22 protein-coding genes and 2 pseudogenes are annotated in these 25,942 nt (G+C 37.9%); 10 read left to right on the top strand and 14 right to left on the bottom strand.

Going from position 1 to position 25,942, the window contains the following annotated elements; all coding sequences use genetic code 11:
* The first annotated feature begins 70 nt into the window (after positions 1-70).
* The 4 genes from ACED29_RS17265 to ACED29_RS17250 are packed head-to-tail and all read left to right on the top strand — an operon-like array spanning position 71 to position 5,962.
* Positions 71-1,483, top strand: coding sequence for a hypothetical protein (locus ACED29_RS17265; protein ID WP_371698199.1), 1,413 nt, complete (start codon positions 71-73; stop codon positions 1,481-1,483).
* A complete protein-coding gene (locus ACED29_RS17260) occupies positions 1,484-3,460 on the top strand; it encodes a hypothetical protein (protein WP_371698197.1) in 1,977 nt (658 codons plus the stop codon).
* Positions 3,457-5,562: a hypothetical protein gene (locus tag ACED29_RS17255; protein ID WP_371698196.1), complete on the top strand. Its 2,106-nt coding sequence runs from the start codon at positions 3,457-3,459 to the stop codon at positions 5,560-5,562. Before ACED29_RS17260 ends, ACED29_RS17255 begins: the two co-directional genes overlap by 4 nt.
* Entirely contained in the window at positions 5,555-5,962 is a 408-nt protein-coding gene (locus ACED29_RS17250) for a hypothetical protein (protein WP_371698195.1), read from the top strand. The genes ACED29_RS17255 and ACED29_RS17250 overlap by 8 nt, the downstream gene beginning before the upstream one ends.
* A gap of 67 nt (positions 5,963-6,029) precedes the next feature.
* On the opposite strand, the gene ACED29_RS17245 is transcribed toward ACED29_RS17250, so the two are convergent.
* Positions 6,030-6,236, bottom strand: a complete 207-nt coding sequence (locus tag ACED29_RS17245) for a helix-turn-helix domain-containing protein (protein ID WP_371698194.1) — start codon at positions 6,234-6,236, stop codon at positions 6,030-6,032.
* Between the two features lie 130 nt (positions 6,237-6,366).
* On the opposite strand from ACED29_RS17245, the gene ACED29_RS17240 reads away from it, so the two are divergent.
* Positions 6,367-6,906, top strand: coding sequence for a response regulator (locus tag ACED29_RS17240; protein ID WP_371698192.1), 540 nt, complete (start codon positions 6,367-6,369; stop codon positions 6,904-6,906).
* 5 nt (positions 6,907-6,911) lie between these two features.
* Positions 6,912-8,330, top strand: a complete 1,419-nt coding sequence (locus tag ACED29_RS17235) for a DEAD/DEAH box helicase (RefSeq protein ID WP_371698190.1) — start codon at positions 6,912-6,914, stop codon at positions 8,328-8,330.
* A 4-nt stretch (positions 8,331-8,334) separates the two neighbouring features.
* Here the strand turns inward: ACED29_RS17235 and ACED29_RS17230 are convergent, their stop codons facing one another.
* The 10 genes from ACED29_RS17230 to ACED29_RS17185 all read right to left on the bottom strand — a co-directional run bounded on the left by ACED29_RS17230 (position 8,335) and on the right by ACED29_RS17185 (position 17,275).
* On the bottom strand, positions 8,335-9,177 hold the full coding sequence (locus tag ACED29_RS17230) for a hypothetical protein (protein ID WP_371698189.1): 843 nt from the start codon (positions 9,175-9,177) through the stop codon (positions 8,335-8,337).
* A 474-nt stretch (positions 9,178-9,651) separates the two neighbouring features.
* Entirely contained in the window at positions 9,652-10,233 is a 582-nt protein-coding gene (locus tag ACED29_RS17225) for a hypothetical protein (RefSeq protein WP_371698188.1), read from the bottom strand.
* Between the two features lie 31 nt (positions 10,234-10,264).
* On the bottom strand, positions 10,265-10,795 hold the full coding sequence (locus ACED29_RS17220; RefSeq protein ID WP_371698187.1) for a hypothetical protein: 531 nt from the start codon (positions 10,793-10,795) through the stop codon (positions 10,265-10,267).
* Positions 10,796-10,913: 118 nt separating this feature from the next.
* A complete protein-coding gene (locus ACED29_RS17215) occupies positions 10,914-11,270 on the bottom strand; it encodes a hypothetical protein (protein ID WP_371698186.1) in 357 nt (118 codons plus the stop codon).
* 29 nt (positions 11,271-11,299) lie between these two features.
* A complete protein-coding gene (locus ACED29_RS17210; protein WP_371698184.1) occupies positions 11,300-11,740 on the bottom strand; it encodes a hypothetical protein in 441 nt (146 codons plus the stop codon).
* A 479-nt stretch (positions 11,741-12,219) separates the two neighbouring features.
* Complete coding sequence (locus ACED29_RS17205) at positions 12,220-13,332, bottom strand: hypothetical protein (RefSeq protein WP_371698183.1); 1,113 nt, start codon at positions 13,330-13,332, stop codon at positions 12,220-12,222.
* The gene (locus ACED29_RS17200; RefSeq protein ID WP_371698182.1) at positions 13,329-13,928 is read right to left on the bottom strand and encodes a pancortin-3; all 600 of its coding nucleotides are present in this window, start codon (positions 13,926-13,928) and stop codon (positions 13,329-13,331) included. The genes ACED29_RS17205 and ACED29_RS17200 overlap by 4 nt, the downstream gene beginning before the upstream one ends.
* Before the next feature lie 508 nt (positions 13,929-14,436).
* Complete coding sequence (locus ACED29_RS17195) at positions 14,437-15,183, bottom strand: endonuclease (RefSeq protein WP_371698181.1); 747 nt, start codon at positions 15,181-15,183, stop codon at positions 14,437-14,439.
* A 264-nt stretch (positions 15,184-15,447) separates the two neighbouring features.
* Positions 15,448-16,584, bottom strand: a complete 1,137-nt coding sequence (locus ACED29_RS17190) for an RES family NAD+ phosphorylase (RefSeq protein ID WP_371698180.1) — start codon at positions 16,582-16,584, stop codon at positions 15,448-15,450.
* A 319-nt stretch (positions 16,585-16,903) separates the two neighbouring features.
* The gene (locus tag ACED29_RS17185) at positions 16,904-17,275 is read right to left on the bottom strand and encodes a DUF2971 domain-containing protein (protein WP_371698179.1); all 372 of its coding nucleotides are present in this window, start codon (positions 17,273-17,275) and stop codon (positions 16,904-16,906) included.
* A gap of 448 nt (positions 17,276-17,723) precedes the next feature.
* Between ACED29_RS17185 and ACED29_RS17180 the strand changes: the two genes are divergently transcribed.
* Positions 17,724-18,269, top strand: coding sequence for a hypothetical protein (locus tag ACED29_RS17180; RefSeq protein WP_371698178.1), 546 nt, complete (start codon positions 17,724-17,726; stop codon positions 18,267-18,269).
* Positions 18,270-18,349: 80 nt separating this feature from the next.
* Complete coding sequence (locus ACED29_RS17175; RefSeq protein WP_371698177.1) at positions 18,350-19,252, top strand: hypothetical protein; 903 nt, start codon at positions 18,350-18,352, stop codon at positions 19,250-19,252.
* Positions 19,253-19,287: 35 nt separating this feature from the next.
* Here the strand turns inward: ACED29_RS17175 and ACED29_RS17170 are convergent.
* Both ACED29_RS17170 and ACED29_RS17165 read right to left on the bottom strand, forming a co-directional pair.
* Positions 19,288-20,138 (bottom strand): annotated as a pseudogene (locus tag ACED29_RS17170) (IS3 family transposase).
* A 518-nt stretch (positions 20,139-20,656) separates the two neighbouring features.
* Positions 20,657-21,328 (bottom strand): annotated as a pseudogene (locus tag ACED29_RS17165) (magnesium chelatase domain-containing protein); the annotation flags it as partial.
* 367 nt (positions 21,329-21,695) lie between these two features.
* Here ACED29_RS17165 and ACED29_RS17160 point away from each other — a divergent pair.
* Positions 21,696-23,003, top strand: a complete 1,308-nt coding sequence (locus ACED29_RS17160) for a hemolysin family protein (protein ID WP_124017529.1) — start codon at positions 21,696-21,698, stop codon at positions 23,001-23,003.
* 40 nt (positions 23,004-23,043) lie between these two features.
* On the opposite strand, the gene ilvY is transcribed toward ACED29_RS17160, so the two are convergent.
* Complete coding sequence (gene ilvY / locus ACED29_RS17155) at positions 23,044-23,916, bottom strand: HTH-type transcriptional activator IlvY (protein WP_182723113.1); 873 nt, start codon at positions 23,914-23,916, stop codon at positions 23,044-23,046.
* Between the two features lie 197 nt (positions 23,917-24,113).
* Here ilvY and ilvC point away from each other — a divergent pair, with 197 nt between their 5' ends.
* Positions 24,114-25,595 carry a ketol-acid reductoisomerase gene (gene ilvC / locus ACED29_RS17150; RefSeq protein ID WP_124017531.1) on the top strand — a complete coding sequence of 494 codons (1,482 nt, stop codon included), beginning with the start codon at positions 24,114-24,116 and terminating at the stop codon, positions 25,593-25,595.
* Positions 25,596-25,942 lie beyond the last annotated feature (347 nt).

Here is a 25,942-nt window from a genome sequence, read left to right as displayed (position 1 = left end):
CTAAAGTTGACATAACACATACATTAACTACGCTTATTGGAATTAAATTTGTATTTTTAAGCGAAATGTCATGGCTTTTAAGTTTAACGAACATTTTAATTCAAGCGCTAAAATAACCTACCTAAATCAGTTTAGGTTCGGTCAGCTAGAGTTTGATAACCCTTCTGCTTCATGGCAGGGTCATAATTATGTTAGAGAGCATGATTATTACCCTAAGTTTCCAGTATTAATTCAAAGTAACGGACTTCCATGGGATATAGCTAATTCATATTTAATGAGTCTTGTACAGCAGAAACAACCTTGGGAAATGGAGTCGGTTAATACCCGCGCAAAGGGCTTATTGGCATATCTTAGATTCCTGGAACATTCAAACTTAAATTTTTTGCATCTACCAAAAAATAATAGACAAAAAGCTCCCTATCGTTTTAGGGCCAAATTGAGTGAGTTAATCTACGAGGGATTGAGTGTTTCATATGCAGCTAATTGTATTAGAGCAGTAATTGATTTTTACAAGCATATCGTAAAGTGGAAGTTATTAAATCCAGAAATGTTAGAGAATTCCCCCTACCAGACGATTGAGAGCCTCATTGCTTACATAAGTGGTGACGGTTTTAGCCGCATAAAAAAAATTGAAGCTGCGGACATATCAATTAAGATTCCAGCACCTCAAGTTCCAGTTGATCGTATCAAAGATGGAGGAATACTTCGTCCGTTGAGCATTGCCGAACAAAGAGTCCTAAAAACCTATATAGATTCTCCAGATTCAAATACTGCACTTAGTCTACTTATAAAGATAGCTGTGACGACAGGAGCAAGATTGCAGACTATTTGCACAATCAGAAATCATCATATTGACTACTTATGTTCAGAATTAGAGAGTAGACGAAAAGCTGGAAAAGCAAGGATTAGTATAGAACTGAATACAGGGAGATTCAGAGATATTGATACTAAAAACGGGACAAGCCACAAGCTATTGTTTAGTCCCGATATCATAGAATGCCTTTACATCTATTCAATAAGCGAAGTTCATGAAAAACGAATGTTTGTTTCTTATTATGGTAAAACACGAAACAACTATTTATTTCTTACCCGAGATGGAAACCCATTTTATACATCTAAAAAGGAAATACTTGAGCGCCAAAAAGAAGTGGCTATACCTGATATTAACATTAAGAAATTTATAATTAAGACCGGAGGGTCAGTTGATAAACTTTTAAAAAATTTAGTTAAATCAATGCTGGATAATCATGTGGAGGTGAAATCCTTTAGGATACATGATCTGCGTGCAACATTTGGTATGAATTTAGTTAGGCGTTTATCAGCTTCAGGTATTTCAGGAATAAAACTTCTTATAACTGTGAGAGATCGAATGGGCCATAAAGACATTTCTGTCACTCAGAGATACCTTGACTTCGATGAGATGCTCAGCGATATGGAGACTACTACTGAATTATATGAGAAAAACCTCTTCGGTGAGTATTAAATGCAGTTAAGTGAAAACATTTATCAAAATCGGCCTGTGACGATTATAGATATACTTAATCAAAATATTGAAATATTAAAGCCCGAGAGCGTTGTTATTAAACTTAATGACATTACGAAGTCTGGTGATAGTTATTTTGATATAGGGTCACTATGCTTCAGCATAAGGCGATACAGATTAAACCCTCGAAGCCAAGAAAATTATTATGGTGGAAAAATTGCTGATGTTGTTATTGAATCAAAAGAAGATTGGAGGATAGACCTCGTAAGATCTCTCATTGAGCATTTTAGAACAGAAGTGATCACTAAATCGACTTCAACTCTAAGAAATATAATCAAAATATGCCTTAATTTTTTTGAATTTTGTGAGAAATACTCTGATTCTAATGATCGAACAAAAACATTTGAAGGCTTCATTGCTATTTATAGAGATTTTACAGATAACCTTAAGCATAGAATTAAACTTGCTCCAAATAATCCACAATCTCTCAAAAGAGCTACAGCAGCATCTAAGCAAAGGTGTGTTCGTTTTTTCTTGTTACATCACTTTGAGAGATCGGAAATAGATATCATTAGATATGTACCCACTATTAAAAGAGGGAGGGATAAATGTAATGTTGTATCTGCGCCTGAGTCTGCTAATAGAGATGCATTTATAAAATTTTCATATGCTCTATTTCATGAACTTGCGGATGGAATTATAAGGCAAGAATACGCACCTATTAAACTTATGCTTCCTGTTAGGAAAAAATTAATTCCCCACATTTATTTAGACCCAAGCAGTCTTAGTGATATTATACTTAACCCTGATTTTAGTTGGCCTAATTTCTCAAGAAACGGAGAAAATAGCGCTACTGTCGATAACTTAATAAATGGCGACAGAGAGCTCCGTCGTAAGATTCGTGTAGCTACAAATCAAGCGAAAGCTCATCGTTCTTTTATAACACCTTCAGTTTCCTTATCTAAGTCTTATGTTCTGGCACAAAGTGCCTTCATAGCTTGTTTTTATGCATCTACTGGGATTAATCCTACTGTTCTTACGCATCTAAAAGTCACTTCAGAGACTCCGAAATCTACTCGTGGAATTCGTTTTAGCGGGCTTAAAGGAAGAGCCAACAATAAAATAGTATATCCCGAATTCGGAGCTAATTTTCTATCGACATTTAATAAATTTAAGAAACTACGTTCGTACGTTGTTAATCTTTTTGAAGATGAAGACTTTTGGTTTTTCCACCCGATTAATTCTCATAAGCAACTTGATTCAGATGCAACTTTATCTCCTTTAAAGCTATTTATTAAAGCTCACGATTTTGACATTCCTCTGATTACTCCGACTCAAATTAGAAAAGGTTTAGCTGTTGACTTCCTAAAACTGTCACAAGGGAATCTAGTCATCACATCCAAAAAGCTTGGAAACAATATCAACACCCTCTTATCCCACTACACGGTTAATTCTCCTTTAGAGCAGAGTCGTGAATTTTCAGATTTTTATCAGAAGATGTTTGAGTCTGCTCTTGAGCGTGCTCGGCCTAGACTAGTTAATATAGGGGTCTCGAAGTCTGCGAAGCAAGATTTTCATACACCAGCAGGACATTGTTCAAATACCCAAAAAAAGATCCCTCTCTTAATTGAAGGTTTTAGTCCGTTAGCTCCCCAACCAGATTGCTCCAGACCAGAAACATGTTTATTTTGCGAGCATTATTCAATAGTTCCTGATAAGGAAGATATTGGAAAGCTTTTAGGACTTAAAGAGCTGCTAAAACTCGTGAAACTCAATATTGGTGTATCAGATCAGTACATAAGTACTCTAGCACCAACTTTTCATCGTATTGACGAAATAATTCAATATATTCGAGATAATTATCCACAAACTGAGTCGATTATTTCTGATGTTCAATGTGATATTGAGCATGGGATTATCGATTCCTTTTGGGATGAGCATTATGATTTCTTAATTGAGCTGAGCTTAAAAGTATGAGTAAATTTATTCCCACATTTTTAGAGGATTTAGGCTTTGATTCAAGTATTTGCCCTGATGGAATCCACCCTAATTATCTTGCTATCAATGAAAATCATGTTATTAGTCGAGATAAAGTGGGCAATGTAGTCAGTAGGTTTAAAGATTTGCGATGGGATTTTTCTCATTACGCAAGCCGAGAGCTTAGAATTAACTTTACGAGATTTTACGAAGCAGATAAAACAGATAGTAAAGAGGTGTATGACGACCTTAAGTTGTGTAGTTTTTATCTCATATATTATCCGAACTTTAAAACAATGAGAACAGTTGACGGCGCTATAAGAGATTTATTTTTTTTTGCTGATAATGCAACCAAAAAGGGTATTTCTTTTCGGCAATCTTTAAATGATATTTCGGCACTTCAAGAAATTGAAGTTAATAATAAGTTATCTGAATCAGAAAAATTCCGGAAATTCAGCTCGATTTTAGCTTCATACAATAGACTAGGTAAATTATCAGCTCTCTTTTCTGCGTTTGATTTTTATCCAGAAAACAAGGCTTATAAATTTGTTTTAAAATGCTATCACATTTTCAAAAAAAATCGAATCGTTAACCAAACACTTGTAATACCGACGAGGTTGTTTGCAGAAATTATCACAGAGTGCTCTCACATTCTTGGTTCAATATTTTCTGAGACAGATTTCATTTTTAATGGAAAAAAACTTTTAGTTCATGAGGTTATTGAGAGATTGTTAGCTGATAGTATTTCTATTTGTCTTGAATCATCTAATAATGATAAATTTACATGCATTGATCAAATCCCCAATAATATTTGGAACTCCAGACGGTGGTCGCTACGGTTTTCTAAAAGTCAAGAAAGGTACTGGAAGGCACTGCAGCCATTCGGTATTAGCCACTTTAAGGACCTTAAAGTATTTTTTAGCTATTACTTTTCATCTGGAAGAGCTCTAGTGATGATTTTCACAGGAATGCGCTTTGAGGAATCTTCCAATGTGCCATTTAATGGGTTTGAAAGGATTTCACTTGAGGGAGAGGAGGCTTGTTTTATTCGTTCATGGACTACAAAGTTAGAGTCTGAATCAGCAAGGTTTGCAAGCTGGTTTACTTCGGATTTGTTTATTGACTACAACAAATCAATACAGACTTTAGTACGAATTTTTTATTCCAAATACAAATCGATTGATATAGACAGTGTAGACCAGTCAATGTACCCACTATTTCCCGCACTAGTGGGAAAAACACAAATAAACCCATTTTTTAACCACCCTTCGTTTAACAATTTTAATGCATTTACTGGATGGAGACCTTACGAACCATTTACATCTGCTCCTACTCGCTTTTGCGTAACTGATGAAGATATTGATGAATTACAAAGGTTAAATCCAGATAGTGACTGGCAAAGTCGAGGTATCAAAGTTGGAGTATGTTTTCCTTTTGCAAATCATCAATTTCGCCGAACACTTGTAGTCTATGCAGCACGTAGTGGACTTATATCTCTTCCCTCTTTACAAACTAATCTTCAGCATCTAAGTAACAAAATGACTGCGTATTATGCAAATAGCGCGTCTTATGCTGATAACTTTATTTTGGCAAATACAGATGAATCTAGTGGTAATAAATCCCTTAAAGCTTTTGTGAATGAATTTCGAGATGAGCAGTGTGATGCAGAGGTAGATTCTATCTGGGAAGATGTAGTTAAAACTGATGATATTCTTTTTGGCGTTTACGGATCATTTTTACAACGCAAAAAGGAATTAGGAACCATGCCTGCCATCTTCGAAAGTCGGGATAATGTTCGTAAAGCTGTCAAAAAAGGTAAACTAGCGTACAAGAAAACGCCACTAGGAGGATGTTGTTCATTAAGTTCCTGTGAGAAAGCTGCATTCACATCAATTACTGCATGTGTTCTGTGCGAAAACGCAGTGCTTAACAGTGTTTCAGCAGTAAAACTTGAAGTAACGAGGCATAACTTTAATCTCAAGTTAGCCCAGTTTGATCCACGTAGTCCTTTCGCACTTCAAATAAAAAAGGAAATTAAAGCGATTGACACCGCACTTTCCAACAGAATTTTTTCCATTGAAGGGAACAAAAACAATGTCTAGATCATTTGCTCAAGAGAAATATTGGGAGGCTTTAGAAAGAATCCAAAGCGAAAATACTCTTATTGTTAATACTAATGAACCTGGCTTCCGTATTAGTAACCTTACAGTTGCATTGGAAGCAGGCAAAGCAAAACCTAAAGGCTATATTAGACCTCTGCGCTTCCCTGAACTATGCGCTGCAATAAAAGCAGCACATCTTGACCGTCTAACTTCATTTGAAACATCAGCAACTAAGCGACAAAAGTTAGATTCAGACAAAAAACAAGCAATGAGTGCTAAGTATAAAGAGTTAAGAAATGATTATGAAAAGTTATTAGAGCAATATCTTAATGTGGTTAAAGAAAATTTTGAGCTTAAAACTCATATCTCTACTGAGAATAATTCAAAAAAAAGAATTTGATTTTAATACCGTTGATTGGTTAGAAAGCTCTGACCGGATCGGTGTCTAGAAACTGTAATATTTATCGTCATGGAAGTAACTCCTTTACATCACACTCGAGCACTTCAGCTAATTGATATACCTTTTCTAGTGTAATGTTAACTTCACCACGCTCAATTCTTCCTGCATAACTGCGATCCATTTCCGCTAATAAAGCCATTTTATCCTGTGAGATTCCAAGAATTTTACGTTTAGCTCTTATTTTTCGTCCAAATTGTACTGCTAAGTCTTTCATTTTTAATCTCATTAAAAAGAAAGACTATCTAAAGTTGCGGCTTATAAAGCCACGGACTATAATCCGCAATTGTTTTTTATGTCCATCTAACACTCAAAATGAGTGAGTAATAGAACCTTGTGAGAACGTTATGTCAAAAGCTTCAATCAAAATATGTTCAACATTACATACTATTCTCCAGGATGAGAGCTTCAATCATTTTCAAGTTATAGAATTACGGGATGTATATCATGCAGTTTCACAAGGCTGTGAAAGTGTAAGCCAAACATACAATTTCATTTATCGACAAATATCTAGATTGGTTAAAAAAGGGCTTTTGAAAAAATCTCAAAATGAAGGCTTAAAATCTATCACATACCAGAAGACAGAATTATTTTCAAAAACGAATTTCATTATAAGCACTAGTGATGAGCGAAGTTATCACCCTTTATCGCAAGCAGAAAATATTAGTAAAGATAAAATACAAAATCTAGAACAACGTCTTAAGCAATCGGAAGTTGATTTGCTCACAAGTATTGGAGAGTCAGAAGAATATATGCGTTTATATAATTCATTCCCTGAAATGAAATCGCATCTTGAGTCACAGTATATGCTTGCTAGAGAAAATAGTTCGAAGTTACTGGGACAGATAAAGGCAATTAAGTCTGTGCTCGCTCACCAACAGAAGTAAATATTATGCAACTAAGGCAATGGCAGTCAGAGTGCGTCAATCATGCCATAAAGCAATTTAGTGCTAATCAGAGACATTTCCTTTGTTTAGCTACTCCAGGGGCAGGAAAGACGGTTATGGCATCTGAGGTGACCGCTAGATTATTTGAACAAGGCCTTATTGATTTTGTTCTTTGTTTTTCGCCTTCAGTAAATATTGCACAGGGAATTCAAAAAACGTTTTCGCACCGGTTGTCATGTCGATTTGATGGTGTGATTGGTTCTATCGGATGCTCTTATACTTACCAAGGAATGCTATCTTTTAAAGAAGACTTTTGGCAATTACTAGAAAAAAATCGAGTACTAGTGGTCTTTGATGAAATCCATCATTGTTCAGGGAGAACTATTGAAGATGCAAATGCTTGGGGTGAAGAGATTTTACTCAACATACAAGATAAAGCTCAGTACACTTTGGCTCTGACAGGGACTCCATGGCGTTCAGATCAGGCTCCTATTACCTTGTCTCGATATACTGATCCAGATAATAAAATTCAATGTGATTATATTTATGGTCTAAAAGAGGCCATTATTGACGTTGTGTGTCGAAGTCCTAAAATAGTACTAATAGATAACGAAAAAATATCTGTTACTGACGAAGCCAATGAGACAAAAACCTTTTGCTGTTTTGATGAATTATTCAAAGGTACATCAGTTCCTTATCAATCGGTCATCAAAAATGATGAAGCGATCCGACATATTTTAACACTAGCAACAGACAAGCTTAAAATCATCAAAAAGGTCAATCCTAATGCTGCAGGGCTTATTGTTTCCTCATCAACAGAGCACGCTACATATATTTTCAACATGCTTAAAACAGAGTTTAATCAAACCGCTCAAATTGTTACTTATAAAGAAGACGAACCTTCACATAAAATAAATGAATTTAGGAACAGTTCAATCAACTGGATAGTAAGTATTGGGATGGTAAGTGAAGGAACTGATATCCCACGGCTGCAAGTATGTTGTCACCTAAGTAGAGTTAAAACCGAGCTCTACTTTAGACAAATATTAGGCCGTATTTTACGTATGACGACATCAGTTGATCAGCAAGCATGGCTATTCACCTTTGCAGAGCCAAAACTTGTTGAATTTGCAAATCGAATAGCAGAAGAAATACCCGAACAACCTGTAATATTTAGAGCTCCCGTCAATGTCAGTTTGTCAGAAGTAGTATTGTTAGATGAAAATAAAATCATGAAAAATGGCATTTCATCTATAGCTACTAACAAACTAGAATTTGGAAGTAGCTATAAACAAAAGCCCTTACAATCCGATTTTCTGGATACAACCACATCTAAGAATATAATAGGCTTAATATCCCAGTCTTTTGAGCTTTTGGGCGGATTTAGAGAGAAGGTAGTGTCTACGTTTGATTCGCCATTTTAGAGGGCTAATCGTACCAACTTGAAGTGTCGACGCTAAAGATATCTAAATCGATATCACTACCAAGAGGCTGTTTAAAATGAACTTCCATTTCACTGTGTACAGGGAAACTTACGGGTATTTCAGCACCATTATCCTTTCTTCGATCTGAAGCTGAACCATACATTAGTATTGCATGTATAGTTCCATCGACTTGCATTTTGAGTGAAGTAACCCCTATTTTTTCCACAACAATTGTATCAGGGTCAATCTCTTCTATGAATTGATGCGTAGACAACTCCATTAACTCTTCAACCGACTCACTATTAATTCGATCAAGAAGAACGGAATCTACATCATTTAATAAGCGTTCAGCAACTAAGACTCTGAGTTCATTTATTTTTTGTACAAAATGCAATGTAGCATCTAGACACTTTGTTGCTACATTCTCAACTTGCTGTAATTCAGTATTGAAAGTTGTATGTTCTACATGCGTATAATTGCTAAGTTCACTAATTATTTTAATAAGATTCTTGGATACGTCATTCAATTCATCTATTTTTAGTTTATTTATTACGTAAAAATCAGAAAGTCCCCCTTGAATAGCGAATTTGATTCTATGACTTCGAGTTATACCTGTCTTTGATGTTGGGTCGGGTTTAAACCATGTACAGCTTTGTAATTCATCGCTAGGGGCTAGTCGATGAAGCAAGTGCCGTGTCAATTCCCTCAGAGCATAAGCAAAGTTATTTAGCCTTAGAGGATTTGGAGTAAGCAGATTAATAAAAGCAGCATCTAGCAGTTCTGTTTCAAAACCATCAAGTAATATGCTTGTAATTTCGTGACTATATTTTGTGCGTAAATGTTCCATATGCCCTCTAATGTTTGTATAACGCGCATGCGCGTTATCATACTTTCTTTGTCTGTTATCTAACTTTGTGTAAAATATAGCCTACTGTTTTATAATAACTTATTCAATATTTATGCTCAAAAACCGTGCTGTGCACGACTTTTCTTTAATGCCAATACCAATATATAAAAATACAATCTCAAAGAGATATGTATAAAGTACGATAACAAAAATTATGGTAAACCAGACGGTAGAACACATGGAGGGGTTTAATGCTCTAGCTTGTTTTGGGGCAATAACTGCTTAGTGTGGTCACTCTAAACCGTACCTGGACATAACTTTGTTAGATTTTTAGCTCTAATTCGTGAGTTTCGGATAAAAATTTCTATGAGAAAACGCCTGCAATAAACGGCGCGTAAGTTGGTACTATTTTTGAGAGCTTTTTGTTTTTAGCAAAACCACGACAACTGTTATACGTCCGATTTAATTGCCCTGTTACGCTTTTGTGTTTAACACTCTCTCGGCGATTAAATCTAATTGTTTTTCTAATACCAAATCCCATTCTAAAATTAACGAGTTTATATCTGCTTCTCGAAAGATATCTCCCGTTTCGTGATTAGCAGTGTATCCTTTAACTTTAGCTTGTCTCATCGCGTACCTGTCTAGAATAAAACTATGCTCTGATTTGTCTCGCCCTCTATTAGGGGAATGGGCTGAAAAATCATTCCGGTAAGCAACTACTTCTGCACTCTTTATGACGGATATATTTTGTTCAATACTTAATTTTTGGCATATTACTAATATTGCCTGCTGTTGCATATAACATGAATTTAAAACACCATAGAACATCAAGTAAAGCTTCCCAAAAGATTCATTAATGAAGTCCACTTTACAAAATTCGCTTTTAGCTAGCTGAGTGTCTTCAAGCAAGTAAAAAGAATCAATAACTGAGTTGTATGCTTTTTCATCAACAACATTTATAAAATTTATCAGTTCCTTCGTTTCTGAATTGAAGTCTTCAGCTACTTTTGATATTTCATCACGAATTTTCTGGATTATCGAATCAATTCTACTCACTATACGGTACTCCATGAAACATAACGCTTTGTTATGTGCCTTTGTGAACAAAACCCCAATACACTTTGTGCTTATCAGCCAACGGAATGATTCCATATTTTTGGATACCAAGTAGGCACCCAACCCTTGAGTGCCCCTCAACTAAATGAGGCATACTAGACTTGCCACCAAGAACGTTTGCATCTAGGAATATAGGTGGGCTTAACCAAGTACCGTGCATTTTCCAATGATTGAGCACTACTTCTCGACAATCAATAACAGCCTCCCCAACCTCTTCGAAATGCGATGCATCTTCAGAGACCTCCTTAAGGAAATCTGGGAATGAAGCGTTTCTACCAATTTTCAAAAACTTCGTCGTATCAAATTCAACTAACTCCCACTTTAACTCATGAAGCGATAGATCACCGTAGAGCTCTAAAAAGCGATTGTTAGAGTTATGGTCAATATAAAACTGTTCAATCACAGAATCTGGCGCACTAACTCCATGCAGCTTGAGCAACTCGATACTCTTTTCGGTGCTATATGGATCTAATGCAATTTTCGACAATTCTTGATACTTCAATTTATTACCTCAAAACTCTGCTGGCACATAACGCTCCGCTAAAGGACGAGCTAAACGAGTCCTAGTGAAGGTCACGCTTTTTGTGGCCGGAACTAAATTGAGCGGCTTGTTATAAGCCTTACTTCCAATTCACGATTGCTGTAGCTTGGCAAGACGTGATACCGGAAATCCCATTGCGCCCCATAGAGATTCGAATGCGTTGTTCATTCACGTTTGCAATGGGCTTACCGACTTTATCGGAATGCTCCCAGGCAATTGCTGTTAATTGGCTTTTGCAAGCGGTAGCGACAGCATCACTTTCAGGTATGAACTGATATCGTGAGTAGTAAACTGTAATTCCAAATCCATCTTCACGATCTTCTATACCGTACTCGGTATCTTTATCATATGTGGATAGTGGAATATTCGTATGGCTGACTGGTGTTGCACAACCTACAAGTAAAGCACTGAAAACGATTGAAAGTATTAGTTTCATGCACAATCCTATTTTGGCTTATCGCTGCCTTAACCAGCGCAAGCTACAGTAAGTTTACTAACAACAACACCTGAGATGATGGCACCAATAAGAGCCAACGTAAAAGTTAAATACCAACCTTTACGAGATTCGCTTCGATTGTGAAAATATTCTATCCCCTTAGACCCAATATACATGTAACTGTCTGGGTTATTACTACCTAAGATAGTTTCATCTTGATACGTTTGTGTGCCATCACCCTGAGAATAAGCCTGAAATATCCTCACTTGTCTATAGATATTTACATTGTTCTCTTCATCAAGCTTAATTGGTCCAGTAAAGCCAATATAACCTGAATCCAATAGCGCAGCTAACGCATAGAAATCTCGATGATCATTATGTTTACGCATCATGATTTTCGATAGCTCTCGTATCCCAGCATCATCATTTTCGTATATATATTCTAGTATTCCATGATGTGATTTTTTCACTCAACCCTCCCTGAAACATAATATTTTATTCGTGCGCATGCGTGTTTACCTCATTCGACCAGTAAAAGCGCGCATAATTAAATACTTGTATTGCAATGAACTTATCAGCTTTCCATCAAATGTACCATCCGGAAACACGCACATGTGAATTGACTTAAAAACGCTCAATACTAATTAAGTCTGAATATAACTGATACCCACCAAGTTTCGCTCACTCAAGATGAAGTGCTAAAACTTCGGTTAATAGATAAGAATTTGGAGGGTAACTCGTTCGCAGGTTTTCGATTCACTAAAAGAGTTCTAGCAAGCTTTGGGGCAAATAGCGGCTTAGATCTATCACCCTAAGCTGTACCTGGACAAAACTGAGCTAGATTCCTATCTCTAATTTGTGAGCTTAGGATTAAAATTTCTATGCTCTAAGAGTGGAAGCTTAACTCCATACTGAGAGCCATACCCATCTAAGGATGGGTATTTTTTTCTTAAAAAAACACCACTTGTCTATTCTTTAATACATCGCCATCATATTTTTCTTTCAATGGGTTGATAGCTTTTTGAACTGCTTCAGCAAGCTCGTTTACTTCATTGTAGAGTATTAGTAGCGCCTCAACCTTTTCTTCGTTATTGAATATCTTTCTTGACTCATCAGGGACTATTAACGAGTTTCTTCTGTAATCGATATACGAAATGATTAGTAAATATGACCGTAAGTTTTCGAGTAGTGTCAACGGTAAGTTTTGGCTGCACAACAAACTTTCGTTCATGGAATAGGCAATTGCAGCAATGTCATAACTTGTCAGTTCTTTTGCTTTCGTTTTTTTGTATTCAGGCATGTCGGCTATAATGTTTTTCATTAGTCGAGTTACCTTTTTAAGGTTGCCACTGTACTGTGCGTCCCTGTCATTAACCTTCTTGATGTGTAAAAAAGGCTTGTTCTCAATTAAAACATGATTGTCTTTGTCATAAATGTTTACTGCTCTGAAGTGCTCCGATTTTGTTCTTTGGTAATCATGCGTGTCAAACCAACTGCTTGGCACAATATCAACCTTTCGTTTCAGGCTTCCCCCGCTAAGAGCAATCGATTTGGCACCGCTAGTGTTTACTTTAGCTGCGTGATATCGAGATGTTAGTTTCGCTTCAGACTGGAGTCTAAGCTCTTTTACAATCTCAACCATTGGTCTGGTATCGCTGGGGGCTGAATAGTTGGTTTCAGGTAATGCTGGGCCTTGGATAGTAATTATGTCCGACTTTAGTATCAACATATCTACATCTGAATGACCTTCAATATGAACATCCAATGCGACAGAACCTTGCATTTTTGCTTCAGCATAGATTCCTGATGTTCTTAACATTTCTAACAACGTTGATGAGACTCTTTCACCTTCGTCCTTTGATACTTGTGTGGACTCTGGGCTAACTGCTGCCATTGAGCCAATCACATATTTTATCGCGGCATTTTCGTGTAACCTTTCATGTGTTTCTGTCGGTCGGAGATCACCATAGAACGAATACTTGCCTTTTTCTAGTCGATCTCGCTCAGCTGTCCCTTGGCGACGGTTTTTTAGATTTTCGAGTCTTTTTTCAAAGTTGATCATTGCAGCTCTCTCCTTACAACCATTTTCCCGAAAGTCCTTCTGCCGTTACTGTTGAAGTAAGCGGCTTCCCCTTGGTTTAGTTCTTTGTTAAAAACTAACTCGCAATAACCTTTGTGAGAATTCAATTCATGGTATTGATTGGAGTCAGGGTTATTCGTATAGCTATAGTGGAGTATCCAGCCACCTTTTGTTCCTGATTTTTTACCGAGAGTTGCGGTATAGCTTTCGCTTGAACTCTGTGCCGTTTTTAGCGTTATACAGATCTGTTCCCATGTTTGTTCGATATCTATTTCAGCTTCCCAGTTGTACTTTGTAGAACCGTCTTCATTTAGAGTCTCGCCTTTTACAGACCATATGCCACTGATATCTGGGATGCTAAAAAACGGAATTTTCCAACCAAATCTATCAAAGCAATAGTGAAGAACGAAATAAATTATGGCTGGTGTTATTATGGCAGTTGCGAATGCTTCTATGTTTGTTGCTTCGTATAGCCAAACCAATAACGATGAAATAGCACCTGTCACAATTACAGATGCGACACCAAGCCATCGTCCTATGGTAGCCCTATTGTGCCCAAATATTGCGTAATCGTGCACTTTTTTGCTCCTCTGCATTCAATTTTTCTAAGCTCGTCATGAGGTTCTGATGCGCCACGCTATTTCATCTCATCTCATCGAGGTGGCCAAATTCACTATGCCGCTACACTTTGGCATATATTGAAAACTGAGATGATATCGAAATCTCACTTCAAGAAGTAAACGCGATGCGTTTGCGCCGCGACGAAAGCCTTCTAACGTTAACTTTCTCAGGGTTTACGTTAGTCTGCTTTAGTGGCAACCACCCAAAAAAAACACTATATATTGTGCTCTCAGGTTTGATTTATACCAAGATAATGAGGTTTACGGTGATTTGCAAGGGGGAGGATGGTCCCTATTTGTGGATAAGTCGGTTAAATTTCCATCTAATCTTTAGTAACCCCAGTAAATACGTGGGATTGCAATAGGTGTTCAATAATTAATCAGTTGAGCGTAAATGTCTGATCGCCAAATTAAGCTGAAAATGTGACAACCAATTGATCCGCATCCGCAGAAAACTTCATATCGATTAAAATTTCGTATTATGACAACGACTATCGACAACTTGGTTTGTATTACCTTGAAGCTTTTCAATACGCTTGGATCGCTTACACTCCCATTTCGAAACAGGATATTGCTTGTCCCAAGCTTGCATTAATTGGCTTTGTGGTTTACTCATCTTATATTTCGGATAGGTCATTTCCATGTACATATACGTCCGAGCTATTGGCCCTCTAGCCATTTCAGGCGGTTGAGCTTTTCGACTATCGATACGCATATCGCAACTGCCAAAGTCTGATTTAACCTCAGCTGACAACATTACGAAATTATAATTGCTTCTTAAAGCATTCACAGCTCCTATGGCAGGGAAAAGGTTATGCATATCGGCTTGCATATACCGATACTCTTTATTCAGCTTCTCAGCACATTTACGGCCCTTGAATGACTTACCTTTGCTATCAACACAATAGGTATGTCCGTCACGCCATTCACTGAATGCACGGCCAAAGTTTTCTGCCGGAACAACGTGTTCCCATTCAACTTTTTTAGCTCGTTTTAAATGAGTTGTTGTCACAAAACCTTCAGGAGCATGTATGTTTTTTTTTGCATCAAAATTAGCACCGCAGTAAATAGTCACTCTATGGTCTTTATATACCTGCTGTTCAAGCATCTTTTTAGCTTTATTGAATGAATCGTTAGATGTATTGCCTTCTGCGATGGCAGTAAAGCTAAAAATCAGAAATGTTAGAGGAAGTATAATTTTAGAAATAATCATAAATAAATATCTCACAAATAGAGTTGTTCGATAATGCCTTAATTTTAATAGTTATACCAAACCAACGGATAATTTGACTCATTTCTGGACAAAAACTTGTTAGAGTTAAAGCTCTTGATGTGATGAGTGTCATTAGAGAAAGTTCGACAATCGATATACAGTAACGCCTGCTATAAAGTGTGCTCCACTAAACTAGCAAAGCACACTGAGTTCAATGTCCAAACCATCGAGTGTAATGCATCATCTTGATGGCCTTGTTAAGCATTAGATTGGTTTGTCACTTCTAGGGTTTAATAGTGCTGAAAAGTCATCCATTAATGCACTCATTTGTGTCGGGTCTATATCACCATTTAATGCTACATTCTTCATTTTTTCACTCAGGCTTTTTAATTTAGTTTTGTCCAGAACATGGTTGTCATTAACTGGACCATAAGAATACTCATATGCAATGGAAGTGACCTTAAGCCTATTTGTTGATTTTAATTCAAGTTTTTCTCTAGCTACTGGATAACCAAACAATGAAATGTTGAAGAGTTTTTTCTTATGAGCTTGCCCAAAATAACTGTGAGTAATAAAACCGTCATATCCACGCTGCTCAATTTCATTAGCAAGTTCTTGGCAAATTTTATACTCCTCTTTCCCTGCATACGCCAGTCTTTGAAGCATACGATCTATGCGTTCAAACTCTGTAACAGCATTGCTTTCATCAGTACGTGATAAGTTAAGGATTTTAAGTGGTTTTGTCACACAGAACTTTGCCAGCATAATATAATCCGATAATGACGATCGCGTCTCATGAAGACATGTTTCAATGTCAGTAGCACCATAAAATATTGGAGTCGAATCAGAGTTGAATCGCCCTTCTTGAGTATATTTTTGTGGTGGTGTATCAAATTCAGAGGGTATTGCAGGTGGCAGTTTTTCACCAGTTCGTACTCGGTAGATATGTCCCCCCACATCTAAGGTTTCGTCAGCACAGCGACTAATGATTTCATGCCATATGTCTTTCCTTTCAATTCCTTGTACATTATCAAATACTAACGATTGGTAATGCTCTGTATACCCCAGTCGCCAAATCGGAGGGCCATAATGAAAAAGACCAACTTTGGTTGTTTGAGATATTTTTTTTAGATCTTTATCCAGTTCGGTGAGAAATTCAACATCTCCGGGATATTTGTGCTCGTTGAATTGAAACATAGGGGCTGGTCCGCCAACCTCCGGAGGGATTGAACCGGTAACAAAAAACTGATTCATGACTGAGAGAAGCTCATCATTTGATAAGTAATATCCTGTCTTTAAGCAACTTTCACATATGATCTCGTCACTTTGTTTATCAACAACACTTAAAGCAGTTTCTTTAATGCCATGATTGTCAAAACAAGATGTACAGATTTTACTCATTTTTGCACCATAATTAAAAATTTCAACGTTGCCTTGATGCTAAACGCCAAATTCAGCAGCGTAGACGTATTCTGGAATTTATTGTTAGCACTCTTCTGGGGATTTCACCCAGTATGGTGAATTTGTATCCATTATCTCTCGAGATAATTTGGCACTGCTACGATCACGTACTGTCTGGTAAAAATGAGTCATTTTTTGATGATACAAGAGCAAATGGCTGATTTTGTTTCTTCTGAGGTTTTAAGGCCAAAAGTTAACTTTTTATAGCATCAATATTCAAGTTGAATACCTGCCCACCACTCTCAGGTAATAAATACCGCTATTCAGCTTCATACTTCCAATTTATAGACTTCGTGTAAAGAGTTTTAAAGAATAATGAGAGCGCAGCATCGTTTGAATGCCACATATCACTAGCTGCATATAGCAAGAATGCGTTTCCAGTGATTTCACTCTCTTCTTTGTAGTCGACTTTGTGTAACCAGTCACTAACCATAGATTCCGATTTAGGAAAGAGTTTTTCAGGACAATAGCCAATGCAGATGCCTGAGTGGTTATCACCGTAGTGTGACCACATCAGAGTATTAACTGGATCTGATGATAGAGACAGTATTCCAACTGTTTCAGATTTTTTATTCCAGTAATCGGCAACCATACTCGCTTTTTTGTTTAAGATTTTCGCTTGGCTTTCCATTCTTAAATAGTTCATCAAAGCTATTGTAAGTTATATGTTTGCCAGTTTTACTTTTATACCAAATCTGAAACTTTCCAAAACTTTCGATAAATTCAGATTTACTTACATCATTAACCAGTAATTTTATGAGAATCGAAAGGATCATTTAGCTGGATAGGTTTTAGAACCCATAGACCATTGTCCAGTAACTCAGTATTGTGTACTTTTCAAAGTTTATATATTTGAATAATTCTTCAGGTATCATCAAAGCTCGATGTTTTGTTTGAGCGCTAAAGGGTACTGTTATTTGGTAATAAGTTTGAAATACGTGCTTTAATAATTTTATTGATGACATATTACATAAAAAGCTGATAAGTTCTATTTATTATAGATAGTTAATCATGCGCATTTTTACTGTTCTCATGAGATAAATGTGCACAATACAACGGTTCGATTTCAATAGAGTGTCATGATTGATAGAGATACAGCTGCACAACGACTAAATGCCGCTCGAGAAAGCTTCTGGTTCAGTTCGGGAGCCTATGGACTTCTCATGACCGAACCATCTCGCAGCCAACTCGCCACGATACAGATAAACGTACTGGATGATGGCACTTTATCGGTTACTGACGTTAATTACCAACTTGCACAAGGCACTTGCTACCATATAGGATTTAACTCCAGCCTGAGTGAGCAATCTGCCCGTCAAGTTGTCGAATATACGTTCAGGCAGATGGTTTTACAATCGTTCGAGGTTACAAAAGAATACGTGACTTCTAACAATTTGAGTGTCGCGAACGAACCTTGGTATCAGTTCGCGCGACATTATAGGAATGCAATCGCTCACAATGGGCATTGGAACATGAGAGGTAACTCCGGTCTTCCTCTCACATGGAGGAATCGAACACTTGATATCAGCATGAATGGTGCACCGATTGATGGTTTTCTCAGTTGGTTCGAGGGGCTACAACTTTGCGCGCAACTGTTAAACTTTGTCTCTGCAGACATTCGTTGAGGAGTAACCTGTTAATCAATGGATTCGCTAAAGCTATTCAAGTTATATTTTCCCCAATACTTTTAAATAAGTGAGATTTAATGAAGCTCATATCATGGACATTCTTTATCGATATGCTTGGATATCGTGATATTAATGGTGAAATAAACACAGAGGATAAGGCTAAAGAGTTCATTGATTTTATGAATCAAAATAAAGCCATTTTTGATTTTTCAAACTCAGAATCTGTAAAAGAAATTTATAAAAACAATAAACAATTTGATCTATACGAGTTCTACGATATCAAGTATTCGTTTATATCAGATTCCTTAGTGATCAATCTTTCCCCTAAGGAAGTCGAATCCCTAACAATTGAGCGTAAGAAAAATATGCATTCAGCGAATGCACTATTTATTGTATTGATGAGATTACAGTCATTTATATACTCTTGTTTTAAAGAGAAAGAGTTGTTTCTTCGCGGTGGCATATCAACTAAATACTGCTATTTGGATAATAATTTCGCAGTAGGTGAAGGATTGATTGATGCATACCATACAGAAAGTAAGGTAGCAGTTCATCCAAGAATAGCTTTTAGCGACAGCGTGTTTTCTGATAAGAAGCTACTTAAAGAAGTAGAGTTTCTGGGTAATGAAATGTATGGTCGCTCAATTCTGAAATGCGATGAAAAAGGAGTTTATTATCTTGATTATCTCGGGTACAACATGAGTTGTGTCGATCGGAATCATAAGATGGTCTGTCAAGCTATACTTAAAAACTTTAATGCGTACATGTCTAATTTAGAATCCTCAAAACTTTTCGTCAATCGCCATGCTGTAGCAATTTCCAATAAATTGTCAGAGCTAAAAATTAGGAAGTTAGCATTATCTTCTGATGAGGAAAGATATAATTTACAAAGGGTTATTGATAAGTTTGAATGGTTGAAAGGCTACCATAACTCTGCTATTAAGGATTTTTCTGATTTTAAAGAGTTTGTTGTGGAATAAAAATATAACGAGTCCAATGGTTACTATTGTAGTGGTCAAGTTAAATTGGCCACGGTTTTAGAGTCATTCCGATATAAACGTTCTGACTCATTTGGTGTTAATCCACCATTATATTGATGGGGTCTAGTTTCACTGTAATATCCTGTAATGTAGTTTGTGATCGCTTTATCTACTTCTGTAAAATTCCCATAGCCATTTACAGGTACCCATTCAGATTTCAAACTTCTAAAGAAACGCTCCATTGGTGCGTTATCCCAACAATTCCCGCGTCGACTCATGCTTTGCTCAATCTGAAGACGCCATAATAACTGTCTGAACTTCAAGCATTGTGTAATGCGAACCTTGATCGCTGTGATAAATCATATTCTCAGGTTTACCCCTTAACTCAAATGCCATTTTCAAGGCTTTGCATGTCAACTCGCTGTCAGGCGATAATGACAATGCCCAACCAACAGGTTTACGGGAAAACAGGTCTAGAACAACCGCTAAATATGCCCAACGATTACCGACCCAAACATACGTCACATCGCCACACCATACTTGATCTGGTTGAGTGACTGGCTTGAGTGCACTTATCAGCGTAAATTGTTCATCGAGTCTGACATCAAGAGATCGGTAGCCTTTTTTAGGATAAGACTATGCTCCTCAAGAGGAGCTGTTTGTTTTTTCAGTTCACAAATTTCAATTTGTTCAGGGGTAATGGGAAAGGCTTTTGGTGTGCCACCCTGGCGTTCTAGTGTTAACTGTCTTACCCATTATCCATAGTGAATTTACCCACGTTTATCGCCTTTGCAGCTTCGATGATTCTATGGTTTTTATCGAGGACTAATTGGGCTGCTTCAAGTTTGAATTCAGCACTAAATGTTATTCTGGTTATCGATCTCATGTGTTCGCCTAAATAACTATGCCACTACAATTGAGATATCGAGAACAATTTTACTCTGTTGTCCACTGTGCATTTTGACTTTGGTAGTTACGACATGCAAATTAATAATCGCAAGATACAACCTCCTGTAGCAGCTCGTGAGATTATTACTCGAACATATATGTATATCGAACAGATTTATCCTAAATGTAAAATGGACAATCAGCTGAGTCTATTAATGCAAGTTTGGGACAAAAAAATCCTGTTTCAGAATAGGAAAGTAAACGTTTAAAACGTATTGAAACGCTTCAAGGTCGTGAAAATCATATTGTAGAGAGACGCAATGAGGCACTTACTGAGTAACGATATGCTGAAGACGTTGTATTGGATATTATTGGTTGACAATATTATGTCAACCAAGCATAGATATTTGTCATAAATGTCAACTTCCATTACAAATAGGTTGACAATGTTTTTTATGTAAGCAGCCATTTTTAGATGATTTTATTTGTCAACTTAATTTTAAGTTGTGGGTAGCAAGGGGGGCCTATGAATAGCATGTTATGTCCCCCGGCAGCTGCGATTTCTAATCCTTGTTTGGCTTGATATTGACCAATGACATCGCTCATGCAAAGTGATGATTGCTGTTGCGGCTCTTCTTCAATCCACTCGGGGAGAGTATCGAGTAAAGGTAATTGTGCTTGACCGTGTAGAAATGCAGCTAAGTTTTGTAAGTGGGCGACAAAATAACTGTGATGATAGCCAACGAGCTCTGCCTCATGGCGATTTTCGATAGGCATAAAGAAATGATGCTGATCGTTACGGGCGGCAATAATGGCAGGTAACAAGCCACTGCAAGGGCGAATTTGACCGGAAAGAGCCAGTTCACCGACAAATTCACATTGATGTAATGCTTTGGCTGGGACTTGATTTGATGCTGCGAGAATCCCAACGGCAATAGGCAAATCATAGCGACCGCCTTGCTTAGGTAAATCTGCTGGCGCTAGGTTGACAGTGATCCGTCGTTGCGGGAACTCAAATCCTGCATTAATTAACGCGCTTCTGACCCGCTCTTTAGCTTCTTTAACTGACGTTTCTGGCAATCCCACCAGATTAAATGCTGGTAAACCATTACTTAAATGGACTTCAACTGTGACTCTCGGCGCTTCTACACCGCAACTCGCTCGGGTAAATACACAGGCAATCGCCATTAACAATTCCTTTTGTTTGAATAATATACAAATCAACACGTGATTATAGTCTAGCAGCGATGTGTTTTTTTGCGTGATAAAGCCCAAATAACTCAGATATAATTATGCTGGCACGCTAGTTTAAATCACTGATGTTGAGTAGAATACCGCGGCTTTATAGTACGAGAGGCTTGTTAATCAATAGGCCTTTTGCTGTGAAACGCTATAATCATATTCCATCTGTCGTTATTTCTATTTGTATTGAATCATTAGCTTTATTGATTTTTTATTTAAATCAATCGCTTTGGTTTTACATTTACCCATTTTGTAACAATGATATGTCCATACATTCCTGATATTTTGGCTAGTATTCAGGTAAAGGTAAACTATGAGCCTCTCTGATAATTTAGTCATCATCTTGTGCCTCATCGGCATTAGTTGTTTTTTTTCTATGTCCGAAATTGCCCTTGCGGCGTCGCGTAAAATTCGTCTGCAATTAATGGCTGATGAGGGCGACTTACGTGCAGCCAAAGTGCTGAAACTTCAAGCTCATCCCGGTAGTTTTTTTACCGTTGTCCAAATCGGCCTCAATGCGGTGGCGATCATGGGCGGTATCGTTGGAGAGTCTGCTTTTAGACCTCATTTTGAACAACTATTGTTACCTTTATTAGGCAACGAATGGGGTTTACAACTGAGTTTTGTGTGTTCATTTATCACAGTTACATCCTTATTCATTCTATTTGCTGATTTAATGCCGAAGCGGATTGCCATGGTGATCCCTGAGCAAGTCGCGGTCACTTTTGTGATGCCGATTATTTTGTGTATTAAAGTGTTAAAACCTTTCGTGTGGATTTTTAATGGCCTGGCCAACGCGATTTTTAAATTGTTGCAAGTGCCTACAGCGCGAAACGATCAAGTTACTCATGATGATATTTACGCCATGATGACCGCAGGTACTGAAGCTGGTGTAATGGATAAAGGTGAGCAGCAAATGATGGAGAACGTGTTTGAAATGCAGTCGGTATCGGTAACCTCTGCAATGACGGCGCGTGAAAGTTTAGTGTATTTCTTACTGCAAGATAGTGAAGAAGTCATCAAACAAAAAATTGCTAAGAATCCACATAACAAGTTTATTGTTTGTGATGGCCAACTGGACATGATCAAAGGTTTTGTTGATGCCAAAGAGTTGCTCATTAGGGTGATTAACGGCGAGAACATCACCCTAAAAGGCAGTACCTTAGTGCATAACTGTCTGATCATTCCTGATACGTTGACCTTGTCTGAGTCGATGGAATATTTTAAGAATAATCGTTCCGACTTTGCGGTGGTCATGAACGAGTATGCTTTAGTTGTCGGCATTGTGACCACTAATGACTTACAAAGCGCCGTGATGGGGGCGTGGTCATTACACGAAAGTGAGGAGCAAATAGTGGCTCGTGATGGCAATTCTTGGTTAGTCGATGGTGTGACGCCTATCACTGATGTGATGCGCGCTTTTAATATTGAAGCCTTTCCGCATAATCAAAATTACGAAACCATTGCTGGTTTTATGATGTATATGTTGCGCAAAATTCCTAAACGGACTGATTTTGTCAATTACGCGGGTTATAAGTTTGAGGTAGTCGACATTGATTCATATAAAGTGGACCAATTACTGGTTACTCGTTTAGATATTGAGATGCCACCTCTACCTTAAGTATCGTCTATCCGCTTAAGCCTAAGTCGCCTCGGTACGATTAAATGATGTCTAAGAACGCACTAATGATTGGATCATTGGTGCGTTTTTCTTTGCAGCAACAGCCTAATTCAAAAGGAGGAATCGGCACCGGTGACCATAAGGTTTGGATACGTTCTCGCACCGGACTGTTGTGGATCACCGCTTCTGGGCTAATACCAACCCCACAACCGAGTGCGACCATAGAGACAATCGCTTCCTGACCGGATACTTGAGCATAAATATTGGGTTTAATCCCCATCTGCTTAAACCATAAATCGATTCTTTTTCTGCCGGGACCATGGTCCGGTACGATATAAGGTAATTTAGCCCAGTCAATTTTTGGCTGATTGACCCATTGCTGAACTTGGCATTGTATTGTGGGTGCAATGACAGAAATCGGTACTTTATCAATCGGGGTAAAATGCAAACTGCTGGGGAGCACCTCTGGCAATGCAATAATGGCAATATCAGCACGATTCTTTTGAATTTGGCCGACTGCATTTGCCGGATCTCCGGTGTTGAGATTGATGTCTACATGGGGATGTTCACGTCTAAAGCGATCTAACAGTGCCGGTAAATGGCTGTAAGCTGCGGTCACCGAACAATACAGATTAAGATTACCGCGTAACACCTGCTGATTGGGATCAATCCGACTGCGTAGTTGGGTCCATTGCGCTAAAGTTTGCTCCGCAAAACCTTTAAATTCAATGCCTGCATGGGTAATAGTGACACTGCGATTGTCACGCTCGAACAATTTACTGCCTACTTCTTCTTCTAAACGCTGTAGAGCACGGCTTAACGTCGAGGGACTGACATGAGATTGCTCTGCAGTTTTGGCAAAATGCAGGCTATCGCACAAGTGTAAATACAATTTAAGTGAGCGAATATCCATAACAGTACCTTAAAGCACAAATTCAGTTGAGTATGAGGTTCATTAGTCCATGTTGCATTAATTGCAACGTGACGTCCCGAATATATCATTTTAAGCAATCATATGCATGCGCTATAGTGATTTCAATCACAACGCTTAAGGTCGCTGACTTATAAGATGTTGAGTCCCAAATTATTAAATTTTAAAGGTGGTATCAGATGGCTAACTATTTTAACTCTCTGAATTTACGTCAACAATTAGCTCAACTAGCACAATGCCGCTTTATGGACCGTACTGAATTCAGTGATGGTTGCCAATATATTAAAGATTGGAATATCGTTATTTTAGGTTGTGGCGCACAAGGCCTTAACCAAGGTTTAAACATGCGAGACTCAGGGCTGAACATTTCTTTTGCCTTACGTCCGCAAGCGATCGCTGAAAAGCGTGCCTCATGGCAAAAAGCGACCGATAATGGTTTTAAAGTCGGCACCTTTGAAGAGCTTATTCCTGCAGCTGATTTAGTGTTAAACCTAACACCAGACAAGCAACATACTAATGTTGTTAATGCGGTTATGCCATTAATGAAACAAGGTTCTACGCTATCTTATTCACATGGTTTCAATATTGTTGAAGAAGGCATGCAAGTTCGTCCAGACATTACTGTTGTTATGGTTGCACCTAAGTGTCCAGCGACAGAAGTTCGTGAAGAATATAAGCGTGGTTTTGGCGTACCGACCTTGATTGCTGTCCATCCAGAAAATGATCCTAATGGTGACGGTGTAGCCATTGCTAAGGCTTATGCTAGTGCAACAGGTGGCGACCGTGCCGGTGTATTAATGTCCTCGTTTGTGGCTGAAGTTAAGTCAGACTTAATGGGCGAGCAGACCATTTTATGTGGCATGTTACAAACGGGTGCCATTTTAGGCTACGAGAAAATGGTCGCTGACGGTGTTGAGCCTGGTTATGCCGGCAAGTTAATTCAACAAGGTTGGGAAACGGTTACCGAAGCACTTAAGCACGGCGGCATTACCAACATGATGGACCGCTTATCTAACCCAGCAAAAATCAAAGCATTTGATATGGCTGAAGAGTTAAAAGTTATCCTTAAGCCATTATTCGAAAAACACATGGATGACATTATTAGCGGTGAGTTTTCTCGCACTATGATGGCAGACTGGGCAAATGATGACGCTAACTTGCTGCGTTGGAGAGCGGAAACTAACGAAACCGCATTTGAAAATGCGCCAGTGTCATCTGAACATATTGATGAGCAAACCTACTTCGATAAAGGTATTTTCTTAGTGGCGATGATCAAAGCCGGTGTTGAGCTGGCATTTGATACCATGGTTGCCGCAGGGATTGTTGAAGAGTCTGCTTACTATGAGTCGTTACATGAAACCCCTTTGATTGCGAATACTATTGCACGTAAGCGTTTATACGAAATGAACGTAGTGATTTCGGATACGGCAGAATACGGTTGTTACTTGTTCAACCATGCTGCCGTGCCAATGTTACGTGATTATGTGAATGCCATGCCAGCTGCATATTTAGGTGCAGGGCTGGATGTTTCATCAAATGGTGTTGATAACAAACGTTTGATTGAAGTGAATGAGCAAATTCGTCATACCGACGTTGAATTCATTGGCGCAGAATTACGCGGTTACATGACCGACATGAAAGGCATTGTGGAAGCGAACTAAGCACTAATTACCAATTGTTTAATTGAACTGATGTTGTACCTGTTCAGAGTTTTGGCTGGAAATACAGCTCCGTTGTCGGACAGGCATCAATCGAAACGCCTTCATCCTCCTGATTGAGGCGTGGGGAAAACAAATAGTTAGAGTGAGTTCAACTTGATTATGTCGTTGAACTCATAGGTTAAGTTTTTGTTGTTGTTTGCATTGTCTCGGCAGGGAAGCTGAATTTTTTTTATAAAGACAATTTATTAGTTGTGCTAAGTAAATCTTTTATGGTACTTGTTAGTAATACCGTAACGTTATTTGAACATAACTAAACAAATTATTTACTAGAAACTTAGGATACAGTC

This window comes from Shewanella sp. 5S214 (assembly GCF_041439795.1).
Lineage (GTDB): Bacteria > Pseudomonadota > Gammaproteobacteria > Enterobacterales > Shewanellaceae > Shewanella > Shewanella vesiculosa.
The sequence above is the reverse complement of the archived record's forward strand: the minus strand, read 5'-3'. Positions and strand labels throughout refer to the sequence as shown.

Coding starts and splice junctions, on each gene's coding strand:
- ACED29_RS17175 (WP_371698177.1), top strand. CDS start 18,350: ATGAAGCTCATATCATGGACATTCTTTATCGATATGCTTGGATATCGT.
- ACED29_RS17185 (WP_371698179.1), bottom strand. CDS start 17,275: ATGGAAAGCCAAGCGAAAATCTTAAACAAAAAAGCGAGTATGGTTGCC.
- ACED29_RS17265 (WP_371698199.1), top strand. CDS start 71: ATGGCTTTTAAGTTTAACGAACATTTTAATTCAAGCGCTAAAATAACC.
- ACED29_RS17160 (WP_124017529.1), top strand. CDS start 21,696: ATGAGCCTCTCTGATAATTTAGTCATCATCTTGTGCCTCATCGGCATT.
- ACED29_RS17245 (WP_371698194.1), bottom strand. CDS start 6,236: ATGAAAGACTTAGCAGTACAATTTGGACGAAAAATAAGAGCTAAACGT.
- ACED29_RS17255 (WP_371698196.1), top strand. CDS start 3,457: ATGAGTAAATTTATTCCCACATTTTTAGAGGATTTAGGCTTTGATTCA.
- ACED29_RS17250 (WP_371698195.1), top strand. CDS start 5,555: ATGTCTAGATCATTTGCTCAAGAGAAATATTGGGAGGCTTTAGAAAGA.
- ilvY (WP_182723113.1), bottom strand. CDS start 23,916: ATGGATATTCGCTCACTTAAATTGTATTTACACTTGTGCGATAGCCTG.
- ACED29_RS17235 (WP_371698190.1), top strand. CDS start 6,912: ATGCAACTAAGGCAATGGCAGTCAGAGTGCGTCAATCATGCCATAAAG.
- ACED29_RS17205 (WP_371698183.1), bottom strand. CDS start 13,332: ATGATCAACTTTGAAAAAAGACTCGAAAATCTAAAAAACCGTCGCCAA.
- ACED29_RS17215 (WP_371698186.1), bottom strand. CDS start 11,270: ATGAAACTAATACTTTCAATCGTTTTCAGTGCTTTACTTGTAGGTTGT.
- ACED29_RS17240 (WP_371698192.1), top strand. CDS start 6,367: ATGTCAAAAGCTTCAATCAAAATATGTTCAACATTACATACTATTCTC.
- ACED29_RS17230 (WP_371698189.1), bottom strand. CDS start 9,177: ATGGAACATTTACGCACAAAATATAGTCACGAAATTACAAGCATATTA.
- ACED29_RS17180 (WP_371698178.1), top strand. CDS start 17,724: ATGATTGATAGAGATACAGCTGCACAACGACTAAATGCCGCTCGAGAA.
- ilvC (WP_124017531.1), top strand. CDS start 24,114: ATGGCTAACTATTTTAACTCTCTGAATTTACGTCAACAATTAGCTCAA.
- ACED29_RS17260 (WP_371698197.1), top strand. CDS start 1,484: ATGCAGTTAAGTGAAAACATTTATCAAAATCGGCCTGTGACGATTATA.
- ACED29_RS17190 (WP_371698180.1), bottom strand. CDS start 16,584: ATGAGTAAAATCTGTACATCTTGTTTTGACAATCATGGCATTAAAGAA.
- ACED29_RS17195 (WP_371698181.1), bottom strand. CDS start 15,183: ATGATTATTTCTAAAATTATACTTCCTCTAACATTTCTGATTTTTAGC.